Raw genomic sequence first — 18,289 nt, 5'->3', positions numbered from 1 at the left:
ACCGTTTGACATTCGGCACCCTGGGGCATTTGGGAAACTCACCGGGCCCGCAATCCGATTCGACCGAATCGTTTCATCTTGACGTGCAGCGGTCAATTTTCGCAGTTTCCGGCGGGTTCGGTCGGAGTGACGGAATTCTTGACCGGAATTTCGAGACTCGGACCATTTTCTGCTGTTTCTTGCTCGGAGATCGCTTCGTTGCACCACGTCTGGAAAACATTGACGCAGGCCGGACGCGCCCACCGGCCCGCACTGCGCTGCAGAAACGGCTCCCGCCGGGCAAGGTTTGCGTGGATCTGCGTGGCGGCGATTGGGACGTTCTGGGCTTCCGGTGGGCTCGCCCCGGCAACTTTGTGGGGCCAAGTCGTGGCCCCGCCGGTCGTCGTGACGTCGCCGACCGATCCGGCCGCCGCCTCCTCGTGGGGCGATCCCTACCAGATCCCGACCACGCCACCGCTGGCTCCCGCAGGCGGACTGTTCAATGGTCCGATTTTCGGGGCCCCCGCTGCGACGACAAGCACCGGCCCGACGGCGCTCAACGCGCCCATGATGGCGGCGCCAATTCAAGGCGACGGCCGTCTGCTGCCGATTTTTGACGGCGGCCCCCTGTCGAACACCTTCACCAGCTACCCGCCCCTGTTGCCGCGCGTCAGCGAACACATTGATTCTCGGCTGTACTTCCGTGGCGAATACCTGTTGTGGGACGTTTCCGGAATGGACAGTCCTTCACTGGTCACCACCAGCCCCGGAGGAACTCCACAGGCGACCGCGGGCGTCTTGGGCGAGACGGGAACTTCGACGCGGTTTGGCAACACCGAGCTGAACGACGGTTCGGCCAGCGGCTTTCTGCTCGGCAGCGGTTTCTGGATTTCCCCCGAGCGCCGGTTCGGCGTCGAAACGGAGTACTTCTGGCTGGAAGATATGAACGATGGCTTCAGCGCATCGAGTGACGGATCTCCCATCCTGGCGCGACCCTTTTTCGACATCGTCGCCGGTCAACAGACGGCTCAACTGCTGGCCTACCCCGGGCTGGTCAGCGGCAACGTCCGGGTCGGAACCGAATCGTCCTTGCGTTCGTTCCTGATCAACGGGCGGTTCGCCCTGTGCCAGTCTCCGGTCGTGCCCTGCCAACCCTGCGAAATGCAGGATCGCACGGATTGGATTCTCGGCTACCGCAACTTGCGACTGCGTGACTCGTTGGCGGTCAGCGAGAACCTGCAATCAGAATTGGAAACGGCCCCCGGCAGTGTTTCGCTATCCGACTCCTTCGAAACGACCAACCAGTTCCAAGGCTTGCAGTTGGGGGTGGTCCGCCGAACCGTTCGCAATCAGATCTGGCTGGAATCGTCGATTCGCGTGGCCTTGGGGAACAACGAACAAACGCTCCGCACCGATGGCAGCACAAGCTACACCGAATCGGGCGTCACCGACGTGCTGCCGGGCGGGTTGTTGGTTCAACGCACCAACAGCGGCACGTTCCGAAAAGATGAATTCGTGATGATCCCAGAGCTCGGGCTGCGACTCGGGCTCCGATTGACCACCCGCTTGCATGCCAGCATCGGCTACACCGTGCTGTACTTTCCCAACGTGATTCGGGCTTCCGAGCAGATCGACACCGACGTCAATCCGGGCCTGATTCCCGACGAATTGGATCCGCTGGAGGGTGCTCTGCGTCCGCGAACCCTGTGGGTGCAATCGGACTACCTGGCCCACGGTCTGACGATCGGCGGCGAGTTTCGCTTTTGAGTTCAGCGGTAAGCTGGCCGGAGCAGACGGAAACTCAGCCCGAACAGATGGTTGAATCTCTCGTCCGGGCGTTTTGCGGGAGTGAACGCAACTTTCACGGAGTGAAAGGCGACTATCGAAAATCAAAGTGCTGATCGGCCTCAGGCCAAGATCTTTCGGTAGACGTGCCCTTCGTTCATGTCGATTCGTTCGGGTCGGCCTTTGTTGATGTAGACCAGCTTCTTGTGGTCGATTCCCATCAGGTACAGGATCGTCGAGTGCAGGTCGCGGACATGCAGGCGATCCTCAACCGCGTGCAATCCGACTTCGTCGGTACTCCCGAAGGTCTGACCGGCTTTGACACCTCCACCGGCCATCACCATGGTGAACCCGGTCGGGTTGTGATCGCGACCGTCCCCTTTCTCGCTCATCGGCGTCCGCCCGAATTCGCCGCCCCAGACGACCAGGGTTTCTTCCAATAGCCCGCGTCGAGCCAAGTCGGTCAACAGTCCCGCAACGGGCTTGTCCATGCCGCGGCACATCTTGGTGTGATTGGATTCGATCTTGCTGTGGGCATCCCATTGGCTGCCGGCCCCGTGGTAGCACTGGACGAAACGGACGCCGCGTTCGACCATTCGCCGGGCGAGTAAGCAATTCCGCCCAAACTCCGCCGTTTCTTTCTGGTCCAAACCGTACAGGGCTTTGGTTTCGGCCGTTTCCTGGGCCAGGTCGACGGCTTCGGGGGCGTGGCTTTGCATCTGAAACGCCAGTTCGTAGCTGCGGATGCGGGCCTCCAGTTCGCTGTTCTCGGCGCGGGAATCGCGATGCCGATGATTGACCGACGCCAGATAGTCCAGGGCCAGCCGTTGCTGCTTCCGCGTCACATGCTCCGGCGGCGACAGGTTTTTGAAGGGTTCTCCTTCGACCTGCATGGCGGTTCCTTGATACACCGCCGGCATGAATCCGGTTCCCCAGTTGCGAGGGCCGTTCACAACGGTGCCCTTGTCCTGCATGACGACGAACGCCGGCAGATTCTGGTTTTCGGTTCCCAGCCCGTACGTCACCCAACTGCCCAGGGACGGACGCCCGGCGAACTGCGTGCCGGTGTTCATCTGGCAAACGCCGCCGGAGTGATTGATGCCGTTGGTCCAGCAGGAACGGATCACCGCCAGGTCGTCGGCACGGGTGGCCATGTGAGGCAGCCAATCGGAAATCCACAGCCCGCTTTCTCCGTGTTGCTTCCATTTTCGTTTGGACGCCAACACCGGAGAGTCGAATTCGCCCATCGCGGTGATCACCCGTCCAAAACTTTCCGGCAACGGTTTACCGGCCAATTCCTGCAAAGCGGGTTTGGGATCGAACGTGTCGATGTGACTCGGACCGCCTTCCATGAACAGGAAGATGACGTTTTTTGCCCGCGGCCGATGATGGGTCAAGCGGGCCGCCAGCGGCGACGCCTGCGCACCGGATGCGTCGCTCTGCTCGCTGAGCAAGGCCGCCAGCGCGAGCGCACCGAATCCGGTGCCCGAGTTGACGAGCATGTCTCGCCGCGACAAAAAAGGTTCGGACCGCATTGAATGTCCTGGGGAACGTTCAGTCGACATAAATCAGCTCGTTTGAGTTCAACAGCGCGTGCACCAGTGCCACCAAAGCCTGCTCGCGCGGGGTCTCCACTTCGGGCCGTTCCACCTTGGCCCAAGCGTGATTGCCGTTGCCGGATGAATCCAACCCCAGACGCTGGGGATCTTCGAATTGCCAGTCGATGACGTATCGCGGCAAGCCCTCTGGCGAGTCCGCCTGGGCGACTTGCGACAGATCCCGTGATCGATCCTCCACGCGCAGGCTGTCAATCAGGCCGTCCCATTGATGGTGACCAAACCGGTCTCCGATGGTGACATCGTTGGAGGGACGGATCCCAGAGACCACGGTGTGTTTGGCGGACGCCGTCCGCAGCTTGGCATCCTTGTCGGTCAAGTCCTTCAGGTAGAAAGTGATGCCACTTTCGGACGGATCCTGCAAGTCGACCCTGACGGCGACGTAGTAGGGCTTGTTCAATTCCGGTCGCAATCCCGAGGGCACCACTTCGTAGTGCAGGTCGTCTCCCTGGGCGTTCTTTCCGATCAGTTGCAGGATCAAATTGCGCGGCTCGTAACGACTCTTCTTTGACGTGACGCCCAACGACCAGCCCGGCTGCTTTTTACTCCCTTTCCACTGCGCCACAATCGTGCGGACGGACGCATCGTCGTAAATCGAGCGCAACAACACGACCGCTTCGATGGTGAAGTCGCCTTCAGGAAGCGAATCCGAAGCCTTCAAACTCATCCGAAGCGGCCCGCCGGGTTGCAGGTTCACCGCCTGCTGACCGGTCGACGGCATGGTGACCAACGATTGGTACTCGGGAACCGTTTGCTCCGGCGTCGCTTGGACGTAACGCTCCACGAAATCTTCGGCCATCAAGACCTCATCCAGACTGGCTTGGCGGCCGAACAGCGCGGGATACAGCGACTGCAAAAACGCATCGGTGTCGTCTTGCTCCGATTCAAATCGATCGGCGATGGCCCGGGCGCGCTGGTGCGACCACGACCCGTTGGCCAACAACAGGGCCTGGGTGGAAGTGGTCGTCCGGTGACGCTTTCCAACGCTGCGGATTCGGTCGGGAGCATCGAACGCGGCCAGCAGCGGATCGGGGCTGTTGCGGCGGACCGGCTTGTAAATCGCCCGCTTCAGTTTTTCCAACTCTCCGCTCGCCGCCAACACGGCATCGGTGATCTCTTCCCCGGACAAGCGTCGCGTGCGCATCCGCCACAAAAGGTCGTTGTTCGGATCGGATTCCTTGGCAAGCTGGTCGATCGGCCGTTGGGACGATTGTCGGTACGTTGCCGAAGTCAGAATCCGACGATGCAGCTTTTTCAGACTCCACCCGTCTTCGATCAAGCGGCTTGCCAGGTAATCCAACAGCAAGGGATGAGTCGGCGGGGCGCCCAACCGACCGAAGTCACTAGAGTTGTCCACCAGGCCCCGCCCGAAGTGCTGCTGCCAAATCCGATTGACGATCACGCGAGCCGTCAACGGGTTCTGTGGGTTGGCGATCCAGTTCGCCAGAGCGGTCCGCCGCCCCGTGGTTTCCAGCGGTTCGGGGAGGTCGGGAATCGTCGCCGGGTCGGGATTCAACAACGTCAGATATCCCGGCGAAACCGGTTTCTTTTCCTTGTCGTCGGGCACGTAAGTCACCGGTGCGACGGGACCGACGTCGCTGGCGACGAACTTCATCCGCTCCAGCGGTTCAGGCTTCAACGAATCGAACTTGGCAAGTTCCTGCTTCAAAGACTGGCGTTCAGCCTGTTCTTCCACACTGAGCCATTGGTCAAGTTTGTCGTAGGGCAAATCGAACTGACGCGACGCGAGGGAAGCGATCTGGTGTTCGTAGGGAGTCCGCTGATCGACAGGTTTGCGGATCATCGCCTGAATCTCCGGGATGAACTTGTCGAACCCTTCGCGGGTCGCATGTTTCAACGCCACCGGCAATTCGATTTTACGCAGTCGCTTGCGAATCTCGGCCGTCGCCTGCTCCCATTCGGCTAGCTGTTGTTGATACGCACGACGCGCCTGGACGTCAGCGATCGGTTGATCTTCCGTGGGCTGGAACGCTGCAAAGAATGCCTTGAACCGGAAATAGTCCTGCTGCAGCAGCGGGTCAAATTTGTGGTCGTGACAGCGGGCGCACTTCAGCCCCTGGGCCAGGAACACGTCGCTGGTCGTCTCGGTGATGTCGCTGAGGATCTCGTGCCACTGCGTTTCCACGTCGCGCTGATTGTGCTCATAGATCCAGTGCCGCAGGTACATCGTTGCGGTCAGGGCTTCCCGGCTTCCCGGCGCGATCTCGTCGCCGGCGATCTGTTCGCGGACAAATTGGTCGTAGGATTTGTCTTCGTTGAACGATGCGATCACGTAGTCCCGATAGTGGTGTGCCTCGGGGCGTTCAAAGTCGGCGCGATAGCCATCGGATTCGGCGTACCGAACCAAGTCCAACCAGAACCGCGCTTGATTCTCTCCATACGCCGGACTGTCCAGCAGACGCTGCACCCAAGCGTCGTAGTCGAAATCCGGCGACGACGCCTCCTCGATCGCCCGCGCATCCGGCGGCAGTCCGGTCAGCGTGAAATGCAATCGCCGAATCAGCGTCAACTGGTCTGCGGGCTCGGCGGGATGGAGCCCCGCCTGGGAAAGCTTGGAAAGCACGAAGTGATCGATTCCGTTGCGACACCACGTGTCCCCGTCGATCGCGGGCGGTTCCGGGTCTGCAATCGGTTGATAACACCACCACTGCCGGTCTTCGTCGGCAATCTTGGGCGGCATTTTTAAAGCCACGTCGTTGGGCCAGGGTGCGCCCGCGGCAATCCACTGGACCATCCCGCTGATGCGGTCCTGTTCCAGCTGGCCGTCCGGCGGCATCTCGTAGGATTCGTACCGCAACGCCTCTACGAGCAGGCTTTCCTCCGGCTTGCCGATCACGATCGCGGGCCCGGAGTCTCCACCGGCCAACAAGTCTTCCAGCGACGTGAGTTTCAATCCGCCTTCCTGCTTGTCCGGGCCGTGGCAGCGGATGCAATGAGCCACCAGCGTCGGGCGAACGTGGATTTCGAACAGATCTTCGTCGGCTCGTGAATTGGACTGGCCAAACGAGTCCGTCGCCAACGACAGCACGACGAAACAGCAGAGTGCGAAGCGATACACAGTCGGCGGGGTGGCTGGAGGTGGGATCGTAGCGGCGTGAGCGAGACCGTCGCGCCGGTTCAGATGGCATCCCAGTATAGATGATTGACAGGCGAAATGTCTGCTCCCAAATCTCGCTGCGTGGTTCTGACATTCCCCGAAACACACCCCGGGCGAGCCTGCCAGGCGTCAGGATTTCGCGGATCGGGATAACACGAACCGCGAAAATGCCCCTGCGAAGAGCACCTCGGGACATCCATCGTCGGTGGCCGTTCCCGAGCGACCCGGTCGACTGCGTTCATCCGAATCACCACTACCGGTCGCTCCCTTTCCCCGCTCCGCGGAACGAATTTGGTCCACGGCCGGCCCCCGAGTGCCGATGCCGAATGCGATGTGTTCTGCCCTGCGCCGACAAGCCGTCTGGTTGCGTCGACGGTTGCGGCACCGGCTTTGTCGGACTGGGCACCGACCAATCGCACCCGAAACACCGATCCTCCCGATGAAATCTCGTTTCGACAATCGTCCTGCCCAGGCAGGTCGACCCGGAAAACGTCTCTCCCGTCCCAAGCGTCGACGCGGCACCGCGTTCCAGCCTCGCCTGGAGACGCTGGAAAACCGCCGCGTCCTGGCCGTCGCCGTCGACCTGGCCTCAATCTCCGGCACCTTGTTTGATGACGTCAACGGCAACGACCAGGTCGACGTCGGTGAACCCCGGATCAGCGGGGCGCAGGTGCGTTTGGAAAACGTGTCTGGCGGGGTGGTGGACACCGCGACCACCAACAGCGACGGCCTGTATTCCTTCCCCCGCGTCACCGCGGGAAACTACGTCGTCCGACAGTTGTCTCAAACGACCTCGGGTGGACGGCAGTTGGAGGAAAAACTTTCCCCGACGATCACCGTCACGACCGAGGACGTCGCTGGACGCCTGGTCGAACCGATCGACACCTTCAATGATTCGTTCCAGAAAGTCACCGACACCACCAATGACGGCGTCCCGGTCACCGACCAACTGCTGACCGAAGACGCGATCGGTGGACAACGCGACCTGATTGTCAGCCTGTCCTCGCCGCAGGGCACGGTTCAACTGGCCGTCGACGACCCGACGCTGGTTCCCAACGCGATCACCTTCGATTCGCTGGGCGGCGGCGACGGGGAACGCCGAATCGTCTGGGACGGAATCGACTCGGATCCGGTCGATGTCGACGACACGGGTTTGAACGAAGACTTGACCGGCGGCGGCCAGGCCGTCGGATTCAACCTGGTGATGGGAACCGACACCGACGAAGCCGAAGCGATTCTGAGGGTGTACTCCAACGACGACAACTCATCGGCCGCGGGACGCTATTCGGAAGCCATCATCACGATCCCGCACTTCCCGGCCGGAACGGTTGACCGCCAAGTCGAATTCGTTCCGTTCTCGGTTTTCTCCGCGATCGGCGGCGGAGCCGATTTCACGAACGTCACCGCGGTGGAGTTGGAAATCACCGGCGGCCTGACGACCAACGGCATCGCGGAATTGATCGGCGCGTTCGGACAGACGCCGTTTGTCGCCAACTTCGACAATTTTGACGAAGCTGACCTGGCAGTGACCAAGTCCGTTGACAACCTGCTGCCCGATGTCGGCCAGACGGTCACCTACACGATCGGGATCACCAACAACGGTCCCGCGGCGGCCACGGGGGTGCAAGTCACCGACCTGTTGCCCAGCGGGGTTCGTTTCCTGTCCTCTTCGGCTGGTGACAACTACAACGCCTCGACTGGCATTTGGAACGTCGGTTCGCTGCCCGTTGGCGCAGGCAGCCAGGCCACGCTGTCGATCGTCGGCAGGGTGGAATCGCTGGGAACCAAAACCAACACCGCCACGGTCACCCGCAGCGACCAGACCGATGCGGTCACCAGCAACAACGTTGCCAGCGTCGACCTGACGCCGCGCCAGATCGACTTGAACGTCACCAAGACCGTCGACGACCTGTCACCCAACTTGGGTGACACGATCACCTTCACGATCACGGTCGGCAACAGCGGTCCGCAACAGGCGACCGGTGTGCAGGTTCGCGATTTGCTTCCCAGCGGCATCCGGATCAACTCGCCGAGCGACGTGACCACCACCGCCGGCACCTACAACGCGGCCACGGGACTGTGGGACGTCGGCTCGATCAATGCCAACGCATCCCAGACCCTGACCATTCGCGCCGTGGTCGACTCGGCCGGTCCACGAAACAACTCCGCCGAAGTGATTGCCGCCAACGAGACCGACTTTGACAGCACGCCCGGCGACGGGATGGGCGACGACTTCGCCACGGTGGCATTCGCCACAGCTTCGGCCAACTTGGCGCTCAGCAAGACGGTCAATGACACCACGCCGAATCTGAACGATGACGTGGACTTTGTGATCACCGTGACGAACAGCGGCCCCGACGCGGCCACCGGTGTGACGGTGCGTGACCTGTTGCCACCGGGCATGACCTTCTTGTCCTCTTCTGTCGGCCAGGACTACAACGCCGCGACGGGCATCTGGACACTCGGCAGCGTGGCCGCCGGGGGCAGCGCGTCGCTGACCATCAACGCTCGGGTGGACACGATCGGCGCGAAAACCAACGTGGCCCAGATCCAGACGTCTAACGTCGACGACCCCAACAGCACCCCGGGGAACAACGCCCCGGCCGAAGACGACCAGGCCGACGTGACGATCACGCCCACGGCCGCCGACCTGTCGCTGACCAAAAGCGTCAACAGCCTGGCCCCGGACGTCGGGGACACCATCACCTTTCAAATCACGGTCGCCAACAGCGGCCCCGATGCGGCGACCGGCGTCCAGGTGCGTGACCAATTGCCGGCCGGCACCCAATTCGTTTCGGCGGCGCTGTCCTCCGGCGGAGGTTCGCCCGAATATGCCCCCAACACGGGGATCTGGAATGTTGGCAACGTGGCGGTCGGTTCCCCGGTCACCTTGAACCTGACCGCCCTGGTCACAGACGCGGGCTTGGCCACCAACTTCGCCCAGATCATCGCCTCGGACCAGGCCGACCCGGACAGCACGCCCGGTAACAACGACCCCAACGAAGACGACCAGGACGAAGCGTCCATCCGACCCCGGGAAATCGATCTGTCCTTGACCAAGGTCGTGAACAACTTTTCGCCGTCGGTCGGCGACGAAATCGAATTCGTGATCACGGTCAACAATGCCGGTCCCGATGTCGCCACCGGGGTCCTGGTCGAAGAAACACTTCCCGAGGGCGTCACTCCATTGTCGGAAACCCCGTCGCGTGGAAGCTACAACCGCTCGACCGGTGTCTGGAACATCGGCACGGTCGGCCTGAACGATCCGGTCACCCTGACCATCCGCACGCGCGTCGATTCGATCGGGATGGGGACCAATCGTGCCGAAGTCATCGCGGCCGACCAACGTGACACCGACAGCACGCCCGACAACAACGTCCCCACCGAAGATGACCAGGCTTCCGTCGGCTTCACCACCGAATCGGCCGACCTGTCGCTGCAAAAATTGGTGGTCGGCGACCCTCGGCCCAATGCCGGTGATCAGGTGTCTTTCGACTTGATCGTCACCAACTCGGGTCCCGACAATGCGACTGGTGTGCAGATCACCGACCTGCTGCCGACCGGACTGACGTACGTTTCCAACACCGTCTCGGCCGGAATCTACAACCCCGCCAGCGGTGTCTGGACCGTCGGCGAACTGCCGGCCCCGACCGAACGTCAAACGCTGGTGATCGGTCCCGGGATCTATGACGCCACGTCCGGAAACGTGAGTTTCGTCCAGGCCAATAGCCCGGCCACCTACCAAAGTCCGATCGCGGCGTTTCAAAGCGATCCCCTGGGTCAAACCGCCGACGCGCTGGTCGCCTTGGGTTTTGTTCCGTCGCAATTTCAATTGCGTCAGGTCTCGCGGAATGACAATCCAAACGGTTTGAACATCGAGATCCGTTTCCTGGGCGAAGCGTTGGCCGGAGTCGACATCCCGCGCATCGATCTGGTTCCCAACCTGAACGCGGCCGTCAACACCCAGACGATCGAAGATGACGCGGTCAACACCAACAGCAGCGCCACGCTTCGCATCAACGCGATCGTGGACACCACCGAAGACATCACCAACATCGCCGAAGTCACCGCCGCCGGACAGACCGACCCGGACAGCACCCCCGGCGACGGCGAAGCGGATCAGGACGATCGCGCTACGGCCACCTTGATGCCCCAGTCGATCGACCTTTCGTTGACCAAGACCGCCAACACCGACAAACCCAATCCGGGCGATGAAGTGGTCTTCACGCTGCAGGTCACCAACGACGGACCGGATCCCGCCACCGGGGTCGAAGTCACCGACCTGCTGCCTGACGGATTGACCTTCGTCCGCAGCGAACCGTCCGGCGTGTACGATCCGAACACCGGAATCTGGAGCGTCGGACAGTTGGGAATCGATGCCTCGAAATCCTTGAACCTGATTGCGATCGCGAACTCCAACGTCGCCGAAACCAACAACGCCGAGATCACCGCCGCGGACCAGCGCGATGTCGACAGCACACCGGGCAACGGCGATCCGGACGAAGATGACATCGCCGGTGCCACGGTCACCCCCGCGACGGCCGACCTGTCGGTCGAAAAGACCGCCGACGACATGACACCGAACGTGGGAGACGACGTGGTGTTCACCATCCGCGTCCGCAACGATGGTCCCGACGACGCGACCAACGTGGCGCTGCGTGACCAGATCCCCACCGGAATGACGCTCGCCGAATCGACGGTGACCGACGGCGACTACGACGCGTCCAACGGCGTTTGGACGATCCCCTCCCTGCCCGCCGGGCAAGACGCCACGCTGACGCTGCAAGCCAGCGTCGATTCGGTCGAGGACAAAACCAACGTCGCGCAGATCATCGCCAGTGACCAGTTCGATCCCGACAGTACGCCCGCCAACGACGACCCCACCGAAGACGACCAGGCCAGTGCGTCCCTGTCACCCGAACTGGTCGATTTGGCGCTGACCAAAGAGGTGGACCAGGACATGCCCAACATTGGCGACGTGGTGCTGTTTGAAATCGCGTTGAGCAACGACGGTCCGTCCGACGCCACCGGCGTGACCGTCTTGGACCAGTTGCCCGAGGGCCTGACCTTCCAGTCCTCCCAGCCCAGCAGTGGGAGCTACGATCCGTTGAGCGGGATTTGGAATGTCGGCACGGTTCCCGCCGGCGAAACGCCAACCCTGCAAATCGAAGCCGTCGTGGAAACGATCAGCAGCGCCGTCAACACGGCCCAGGTTCAAACCATCGACCAACCGGATTCCGACAGCGTTCCCGGGAACGACGATCCGGAGGAAGATGATCAGGCGTCGGTGACGCTGATGACCCAGGTGGCGGATCTGTCGATCGAAAAAACCGCCAGCACCGAGACGCCCGGCCGCACCGAAGAATTCGAGTTCACGATCCGGGTCTCCAATGCCGGCCCCAACACGGCCACCGGCGTGATCGTGAACGATCCCCTGCCGCCCGGCCTGCGGTTCATCTCGGCGGATCCCTCGACCGGAACCTACGATCCGGAGACCGGGCAGTGGATGATCCCCAGCATCCCGATGGGATCGCCCCAAACCCTGCGGATCGTCACCGCCGTGACGAGTGCCGAACCGTCGACCAATGTGGCCGAGATCATCCAGACCCGCCAGATCGATCCGGATAGCACACCGGGCAACGGCGCGATGGACGAAGACGACATCGCCTCGATCACGGTCACACCCCGCGTGGTGGATGTGTCCGTTACCGGATCGGTCAGTGACGACGCGCCGCTGGAAGGCGACACCATCCAGTTGAGCTTCACGGCGTCCAACGAAGGCCCCTCCGACGCCACCGGCGTGGAGTTCTCCGTGCTATTGCCGGACGGATTGACGCTGGTCAGCAGCCAGCCTCAAAGCGGAACCTACAACAGCAACACCGGACGCTGGATCGTCGGCGACGTGCCGGCCGGATCGGCGACCCGGTTGGTCCTGAATGTCCGCATCGACCAACGCGGCATCAAAAACGTGCCCATCGAATTGGTCGCTGCCAACGAGTTCGACGTGGACAGTACACCCGACAACGGAATCGAACAGGAAGACGACCAGACCAGCGTGATCATCCGGGCACCCCGTCTGCTGAACAAGCGGTTGTTCCTGTCCCGCTGACCGGGCTGGCCAACGACTCACTCAGTTGGCCAACGACTGACCGGGCTGGCCACTGACCGACTGGGCCGGCCACTGACTGGGCTGGCGACATCCGGTCGCCCGACCTGCGGTCGGACAGGGAGGGCCACAACCACCCCCGGCCGGCGCGGCCCAAAAGCGGCCGACCGCCGCTTGCAGGCCCAAAAAAACTCGCCCACAACCTTGCGGATTTTGCCCCCAACCATTAATCTTCGCGGCCCTGAACAACCCCTTCGCCAACATTCCCTCCCCCCGAGGAAGCTATCATGACGCTCGATCGCAGCCTGAAAGTGCGTGCCGGGGCGATCAAAACGCGGAACGTGCTGACCCGAGCCGAGCGGATCGCCCAATTGCAACGATTGGACAAGTTCAACGAAGACGATAATATCCTGGGCATGCCCAAGGTTCGCGTGATGAAGGTCTCGTTGAAGAAGAAGAAGAAGGTCAAGAAGGAAGAAGACAAGAAATAGTCTTCGATTCCACGCTCCTTGGTCCCGACCGACGACTTCGGGATTGGTGAGAACTGTATGGGCCGCCGGCGAGATCCCCTCGCAGGCGGTTTTTTTGTGGCATTTGGCCTCCCGCACCTGTTTCCAGTTAACCTAGGCTGTGCGGGCGACTTAGGCTCGCTCCACCGAGGGTCCTCGGCCACTCACTCGCTCCCTGTTCGCCACCCACTCCAGACGCGATGTCCACCGCAGATGCCCCCACCACGCCCGACCAAGGGCGTCCTCAACCGGTCGACACTCCGACGGTGGAGATCCCGGCCGCCGGCGAGACGACGATCGACCAGGTCCCGGCGATCGACCCCCAGCGTTTGCCCCATCCCGAACAGACGCAACCGGTCCGGATCCTGTGGGAGTACCTGGCGGTCCTGGGTTTTGTGCATCTGGTCGCGCTGTTGGCCTTCGTGCCCTGGCTGTTCACCTGGTCGGGTTTCGTGCTGGCGGTGGCCGGCCACTTCGTGTTCGGGATGATGGGAATCACCATCGGCTACCATCGCTTGCTGACACATCGCGGATTCACCTGTCCCAAATGGCTGGAACACGGGTTGGCAATTCTGGGGATGTGCAACCTGCAAGATTCGCCGGCTCGTTGGGTCGCAATTCACCGCATGCACCATCAGCACAGCGATCACCAACCCGACCCCCATTCGCCGCTGGTCAGTTTTCTGTGGGGCCACGTCGGCTGGGTCGTCGTTCGCAACCGCGATCTGGATCGGACCAGCCACTACGAACGCTACGTCCGCGACCTGCTGCGTGATCCGTTCTACCTGCGACTGGAGCGACGCGGCGGATGGTTCGTCGTTTTTCTCGCTCACGCTTTGTTGATCACGTTGCTCGGCGCGATCGTCGGCTTCTTCGTCGATGGACCCGCCGGAGCCGCCAAGTACGCGGCCAGCTACTACGTGTGGGCCGTCGCGGTGCGAACGGTGTTCGTCTTGCACGGCACCTGGGCGGTCAACTCCCTGGCCCACTTCTTTGGCTATCGCAACTACGAAACCCGCGACGGTAGCCGCAACAACTGGCTGGTGGCTCTGATTAGCCACGGAGAAGGTTGGCATAACAATCACCACGCCGAACCGCGTGCTGCCGCTCACGGACACCGCTGGTGGGAATTCGACATGTCCTGGCGAGTCATCCAACTGATGGAAAAGGTCGGGCTCGTCAAAGACGTCGTTCGCCCCAAATCGATGGCACGCTAGCTTCCCGGGCGACGCTGCAACGCGCCGCTAGCTTCAAACAACCGCAGCGCCTCCACCGTGGGGCGGACATCGTGCACCCGCACGACGTCGGCGCCGGCCGCCGCCACCGCCAACGTCACCCCCAGCGTCGCGGCCGTGCGATCGGCCTCCTTGTCGCCCAAAACTTTCCCGATGAAGCCTTTGCGTGAATGGCCGATCAGGATCGGTGCCGGCAACGCGGCGAAGCGGCCGACCGATCGGATCAGATCCAAGTTGTGCTGATGCGTTTTTCCGAAACCGATGCCCGGGTCCAGACAGATTCGTTGCGCTGCGATCCCCGCTTCCACGCAAGATTCAAACCGAAGCTGTAGATAACGCAGGATCTCCTCAACCACGTCTCGGTAAGTCGGCGCATCCTGCATCGTTTGCGGCGTTCCCTGCATGTGCATCACGCAGACGCCGACACCGGTGGACCGAGCCACCTCAAGCATTTCCGGATCGCCTTGCAGCCCCGACACGTCGTTGACGATTTCCGCTCCCGCGGCGATCGCGGCTCGGGCAACCGCCGCTTTGCGGGTGTCGATGCTGATCGGAATCGACAACGATGACCGCAGTCCTTCCATCACCGGCAAGACTCGATCGCATTCCTCCTGCACGCCAACGATGTCGCTGTACGGCCGCGTGCTCTCCCCGCCGATGTCGATGATGTCGGCCCCATCCGACTGCATCTGCAGCGCGACCTGGATGGCGTGCCGGGCTTGCAGGTGCTGGCCGCCGTCAGAGAAGCTGTCCGGCGTGACATTCAGAATCCCCATCACCAATGGCCGGCCCTCGATGACCAGCGACCGCCGAGCCAATTGCCAGGTCTTGCCCTTGGTCGGCCCCGCGGACAGATTCGTGGACGGATTCGGCGGCACCGCTTGGGATCGGTCCGGATCGTTCACCAGCGGTTTTCCATCTGGGAAACGATCCGTCGGGCCAACTGATCGATCGCGTCCTGGGTCGCCGTGCTGATCGACTGTCCCGCCTCCGGGACGAAGCGAACACTCTGGCTGAAACCGGTCGCGTCGTCTTGGCCCGTTGCCAGGCTGTTCATCATCAACCGACGTCCGTCCCGAGCCGTCCAATTCGCAGCCACGGAAACGGTCGCGTCGAGCGCCCGCGGATCGTCGTTCTCCGTTTCGGTCAACACGCTTTTGGATTCATAAACAATTGTGCAACGCAGCACCGAATCCGCATTCGGATTGCTGACGACTTTGTACGGGGTTCTCTGTTCGATCTCTTTGACCAACGCCTCGGTCAGACGGATTCCCAGGTCCGGCCGAAAGGTTTCGTTTCGAACCACCGGCACGTGGACCGTCGCGATCCCCGGCGGATACAGGGCGGACGCCCCGAACTGGTAAGCGGCACACCCGCAGACGCTTGCGAACCAGCACACGGTCAGAAACGACACGACCGCACGCCACGCGGCTGGCCGGGTGCAAGACGCCGTTGCCCGAAGAAGGGATCCGGCGCGAGCAGGGAGTGTCGGTGCGAAGCGTGTCGCGGGGATCATCGCAGGATGGTGCCGTTGTTCGACTCGGTATCGGGTTCGGAGGCATCGTCGCCCGACTGCGATTGGACCGTTTCCAACGGCGTGCTCTGCTTGCTGTCGGGGAACAGCTTGGTCAGAAACGCCAGCTTTTGGGTGGGACTGTCCGGAAGCCCGTCGATCTCCGCCAGAGCTTCTCGGGCCTCTTCCGCCTGGGGCGTGTTGGGGAAGTCGCGAAGCAATTTTCGATAGATCTCACGCGATGCCCCGAACTCCCGTTGCTTTCCACGCAACCGGGCCCGGAACGCCAATTTCTCTGCTTGGTGGAACTCGATTTCGGCCGCCGCGCGGGCCAGGATGTCGGCGTATTTCTGCTCCCTCAACTCGGCCGGGAAACGCTGGCGGGTTTGATCGACCAGATCCGCGGCTTCCTCCAAGACCCGTTCGCCGTATTGGGGCCCGGCATAGATTTCCAGCTTGCAACGAATCCCCAACATGTGCGCCAGGAACTGGTGATTGCTGTCGGTGAAGGTCTCGCGGAGGTCGGTCAGGAATTCATCGGCCTGCTCGTAGCGTTCGTTGCGAATGTGCTCGGCCGCGGCAGCCATGGTGGCATCATCGGCCAGCTTGCCGGTCGGATCGTCGTAGCGGATCTGGTCCAGCACTTTGACGGCGTGGCCGTCGTGGTCCATCAGCGGTCGCGTCTTGTCGAACAGATTGACTTTGTACCAGGCGTCGGCACCGGCCTTGGAAGTTTCGATCCAGTACTGGCTGATCGTGAATAGGCGGGCCGCGACACGATCGCTGTGGCGGTTCCGCGGGAACTCTTTCTGCAACGTTTCAAACGCGTCTCGGGCCCCGTTCAAATCGTTGGCGAAGAACAGCGATTCGCCTTGCATGTACAGCGCATCCTGTTGCAAAGCGGACCCCGGCGCCGCATCGCCCGCATCGGCGAAGTGATCGGCCGCCTTCCCAAACAAGGCGATACGTTCTTTCTCGGACGCGTTTTGGGCCTGGCGGAAGATTGCATCGCCCTTGCGATACAGTTCCTTCGCCTTGGTCGTGTTTTCAGCTTTTCCGGTCACGTACCCGACCAACCGAGTTGGCGTCGGAATCCGCTGGACCAAGGGGCGATCATCGACCGGTTCGCTCGTCTCGGCAACATCGGCTGCGGAACCTTGGGGACCCTGACTGTTTGCCGAGGGCCAACCGGGCCACCAACGGCCCATTCCGCCAGGGCCCGCGCCGCCAGGAGCAGTGACCGACGTGCAGCCGAGAGACAGCAGCAGCAAACTGGTACTGGTCCATCCCAAGACGTTACCGGTTGATGAACGAGCTTTGTTTCGATTTGATTTCATTCGACCGGTTCCATCCGGGCGGGCAAAAATGACTGCATCCTGGGCTTCAAGCCGAGGATTGCTTGGATGTATCGGCTGACCAAACCGCGCATCTCCCGATAAACCGCCGAGGGAACCTGAACCGGGATCCGCGTGTGCGGGGCCAGCAACCGTTCCAGGTGTTCGATCGTCGCCGCGTGGACATTCAAGATGCTGTGTTGCCTTGAACGGCATGTCTCACACACCACGCCGCCGGCGATCGGTGCGAACGCCACGCGACGGGCGCCGCGGACCACCTGGCCGCAATCGACGCACTGACGCGTCGAGGGCGCATGCCCCAGCAATCGCAGGGCTGCCGTGTCAAACCCCAACAGTGCCAGCGCGGTGTTCCCCGATCCGTCGATTTGCCCGAGCGCATCGAGGGTCAGATCGTAGAGCCCCGGGTGGGGATCGTGATTGTCGGTCAGCAGTCGCAACATCTCGGCGATGTAGTACCCCGCGTACAGGCGTTCGAGAGACTTTTCGGCGCCGCGAAAACGGCGTTGCAGCTTTGCCTCGGTCAAAAGATCGAGCGCATCACTGGATTTCCGAATCAGCACTACACGACAAACCGCCAGCAGGTCAAGCGCGCCTTCGAAGGAACTCTTCGGCCGCCGGGCCCCCTTGGCCAACGCCGCAACTTGCCCAAACTCCCGAGTCAATAGGGTCACCACCAGGCTGGTCTCGCTGAATTCGATTGCCCGGATCACGATCGCCGTGGTTTGCTCAGCCGCCATTTACAGCTGGTCGTCCTCTTCGCCCAGTTCGCCCAGCGACATCAGCAATTCGCTCATCTCCGCCGCCGCATGCGCGTCGCCTTGCAATCGGGCCTGGTCGATGCCGTCACGAAGGACGCTCCGAGCCTGATCAACTCGCCCCAATTCGACCATTTGCTGAGCGGACATGAAGAAGGCGGGGACGTAGGGGGGCGTCTGTCGGATCAATTCGTCCAGCCGTTTCAAGCTGGCTTCGTGGTCGCCCTCGCCACGCAATTCCATCGCCAGGCTGTATCGCAAAAAAGTGTCGGTGGGATCGTCCGCCAACATCGCTTCGATTTTTTCTTTTCGATTCAT

General features: G+C 61.9%; 11 protein-coding genes. 4 read left to right on the top strand and 7 right to left on the bottom strand.

Translation table 11 applies throughout. From position 1 onward, the window contains the following. Positions 1 to 300 precede the first annotated feature (300 nt). On the top strand, positions 301 to 1,746 hold the full coding sequence (locus tag FYK55_RS21080) for a BBP7 family outer membrane beta-barrel protein (protein WP_161604660.1): 1,446 nt from the start codon (positions 301 to 303) through the stop codon (positions 1,744 to 1,746). Positions 1,747 to 1,886: 140 nt separating this feature from the next. On the opposite strand, the gene FYK55_RS21075 is transcribed toward FYK55_RS21080, so the two are convergent. After that, positions 1,887 to 3,329: a DUF1501 domain-containing protein gene (locus tag FYK55_RS21075; protein ID WP_390621749.1), complete on the bottom strand. Its 1,443-nt coding sequence runs from the start codon at positions 3,327 to 3,329 to the stop codon at positions 1,887 to 1,889. Continuing rightward, on the bottom strand, positions 3,319 to 6,459 hold the full coding sequence (locus FYK55_RS21070; protein ID WP_235908862.1) for a DUF1553 domain-containing protein: 3,141 nt from the start codon (positions 6,457 to 6,459) through the stop codon (positions 3,319 to 3,321). Before FYK55_RS21070 ends, FYK55_RS21075 begins: the two co-directional genes overlap by 11 nt. Positions 6,460 to 6,937: 478 nt before the next feature. Between FYK55_RS21070 and FYK55_RS21065 the strand changes: the two genes are divergently transcribed. From FYK55_RS21065 to FYK55_RS21055, 3 genes are all read left to right on the top strand, one after another. Next, positions 6,938 to 12,607 (top strand): SdrD B-like domain-containing protein, encoded by a 5,670-nt coding sequence (locus tag FYK55_RS21065; protein WP_161604659.1) that lies wholly within the window; start codon positions 6,938 to 6,940, stop codon positions 12,605 to 12,607. Between the two features lie 284 nt (positions 12,608 to 12,891). Beyond that, entirely contained in the window at positions 12,892 to 13,095 is a 204-nt protein-coding gene (locus tag FYK55_RS21060) for a small basic protein (protein WP_150078509.1), read from the top strand. Between the two features lie 218 nt (positions 13,096 to 13,313). Further along, positions 13,314 to 14,330 carry an acyl-CoA desaturase gene (locus FYK55_RS21055; RefSeq protein ID WP_150078507.1) on the top strand — a complete coding sequence of 339 codons (1,017 nt, stop codon included), beginning with the start codon at positions 13,314 to 13,316 and terminating at the stop codon, positions 14,328 to 14,330. Here the strand turns inward: FYK55_RS21055 and folP are convergent. From folP to FYK55_RS21030, 5 genes are all read right to left on the bottom strand, one after another. Next, on the bottom strand, positions 14,327 to 15,253 hold the full coding sequence (folP, locus tag FYK55_RS21050; protein WP_449314228.1) for a dihydropteroate synthase: 927 nt from the start codon (positions 15,251 to 15,253) through the stop codon (positions 14,327 to 14,329). The genes FYK55_RS21055 and folP overlap by 4 nt on opposite strands. Further along, entirely contained in the window at positions 15,250 to 15,762 is a 513-nt protein-coding gene (gene lptE, locus FYK55_RS21045) for an LPS assembly lipoprotein LptE (protein WP_235908861.1), read from the bottom strand. The genes folP and lptE overlap by 4 nt, the downstream gene beginning before the upstream one ends. 98 nt (positions 15,763 to 15,860) lie before the next feature. Next, positions 15,861 to 17,198, bottom strand: a complete 1,338-nt coding sequence (locus FYK55_RS21040; protein ID WP_150078503.1) for a tetratricopeptide repeat protein — start codon at positions 17,196 to 17,198, stop codon at positions 15,861 to 15,863. Further along, complete coding sequence (gene recO / locus FYK55_RS21035) at positions 17,195 to 17,953, bottom strand: DNA repair protein RecO (RefSeq protein ID WP_150078501.1); 759 nt, start codon at positions 17,951 to 17,953, stop codon at positions 17,195 to 17,197. Before recO ends, FYK55_RS21040 begins: the two co-directional genes overlap by 4 nt. Then, entirely contained in the window at positions 17,954 to 18,289 is a 336-nt protein-coding gene (locus FYK55_RS21030; RefSeq protein ID WP_150078499.1) for a tetratricopeptide repeat protein, read from the bottom strand. It lies immediately after the preceding gene.

The organism is Roseiconus nitratireducens (assembly GCF_008629675.1).
GTDB classification, from domain to species: Bacteria; Planctomycetota; Planctomycetia; order Pirellulales; family Pirellulaceae; genus Stieleria; species Stieleria nitratireducens.
Note: the sequence above shows the minus strand (reverse complement) of the source record. Positions and strands in the feature narration are given on the sequence as shown.